The following is a 1,743-nucleotide window of genomic DNA, read 5'->3' as shown; positions in this document are numbered from 1 at the left end:
GTCTACGGGCCGACGGAGGCGACGGTCGCCGTCACCAGCGCCGTCCTGGACGCGGCGGCGCCCGACGAACAGCTCGTGCACCTGGGCGCACCGCTGCCCGACACCCGCGTCGCCGTGCTGGACGCCCGGCTCCGGCCGGTGGCGCCGGGCGGCGAAGGCGAGCTGTACGTGGCGGGGCCGGGGCTGGCGCACGGCTACGGCGCCCGGCCCGGGCAGACCGCGGCCCGGTTCGTGGCCGTGCCGTCGGGCGGAGCGGACGGCGCCGGGGCGCGGATGTACCGCACCGGCGACGTGGTGCGCCGACTGCCCGGCGGGCGACTGGAGTTCGTCGGGCGGTCCGACGACCAGGTGAAGGTGCGCGGCTACCGTGTCGAGCTGGGCGAGGTCGAGTCGGTGCTGGCCGCGCACCCGCAGGTGGAGCGTGCCGCCGTGGTGGTCCGCGCGGACGAGCGCGGGATCAAGCACCTCGTGGGATACGCGGTCCCGGCCGCCGGCGGCGGCGCGGGCGTGGATTCCGGAAAACTGCGGGAATTCATGGCCGGCCGCCTTCCGGAATATCTGGTGCCTTCCGTGTGCGCGGTCGTGGGTTCCCTTCCGTTGAACCCGAACGGAAAGGTCGACCGCACGGCACTGCCGGAAGTGGAATTCTTCGGCCAGGGTGAGGAATTCGTGCAGCCGGCGGGGGAGACGGAGGAATTGGTCGCCGAGGTGTTCGCCGAGGTGCTGGGCGCGCCCCGGGTGGGCGCCCGCGACCACTTCTTCCGGCGCGGCGGCGACTCGATCCTCGCCGTCCAGGTGATGGCCCGGCTGCGGCGCGCCGGCTGGCGGGTGCCCGTGCGCGCCGTCTTCGACCATCCGACCGTCGCGGAGCTGGCCGAGGTACTGGCGGGCGCCGTGCAGGGCAGCGGCTCGGCCGGACTGGTGCCGGTGGAGCGCACCGGCCCGCTGCCGCTGTCGTTCGCGCAGCAGCGGGTGTGGTTCGCCGCGCAGGTCGACCCGGACGGCACCGAGTACAACACCGGCGGCGCCGTCCTGCTGCGCGGCGAGCTGGACGTGCCGGCGCTGCGCGCGGCGCTGGAGGCCCTGGTGGCCCGGCACGAGACGCTGCGCACCACGTTCGAGGAGCGCGACGGTCAGGGCGTGCAGCTCGTCCACGAGCCAGGACCGCTGGATGTGCCCGTCACCGTCTGCTCGGACGCCGAGGTCGCCGACGTCATGCGTACCGAGCTGGAGACCCCGTTCGATCTGACGACGGGCCCGCTGATGCGGCACACGCTGCTGCGCACCGCGCCCGACGAGCACGTCCTGGTGCTGTCGATGCACCACATCGTCACCGACGGCTGGTCCATGAACGTGATCGCCCGGGAGCTGCACACCCTCTACGAGGGCCGGGCCCTTCCCGAACTCGCCGTGCAGTACGCGGACTTCGCGGTGTGGCAGCGTGCCGCGCTCACCGGCCCGGCGCTGGACGAGAAGCTGGAGTACTGGCGGGTCCAGCTGGCCGGTGCGCCGGTGCTGGAGCTGCCCACCGACCGGCCCCGCCCGGCCGTGCGCACCCGCGCCGGCAGCACCTACGACCACGACATCGATCCGCTCGTCCTCGGCCGCCTCGCCGAGGTCTGCGGCGCCCAGGACGTCACCCTGTTCATGGGGCTGACGGCCGCCACCCAGCTGACCCTCGCCCGGTTCAGCGGCCAGAACGACATCGTGCTCGGCACCGCCACCACCGGCCGCGACCGGCCC

General features: G+C 74.2%; 1 protein-coding gene. It reads left to right on the top strand.

Features of this window, described 5'->3' with window-relative positions:
• The coding region (locus SCA03_RS34710) for a condensation domain-containing protein (protein WP_141275897.1) at positions 1 to 1,743 on the top strand (1,743 nt) is incomplete at both ends.

This window comes from Streptomyces cacaoi, from assembly GCF_006539165.1.
Lineage (GTDB): Bacteria > Actinomycetota > Actinomycetes > Streptomycetales > Streptomycetaceae > Streptomyces > Streptomyces cacaoi.
The sequence above is the reverse complement of the archived record's forward strand: the minus strand, read 5'-3'. Positions and strand labels throughout refer to the sequence as shown.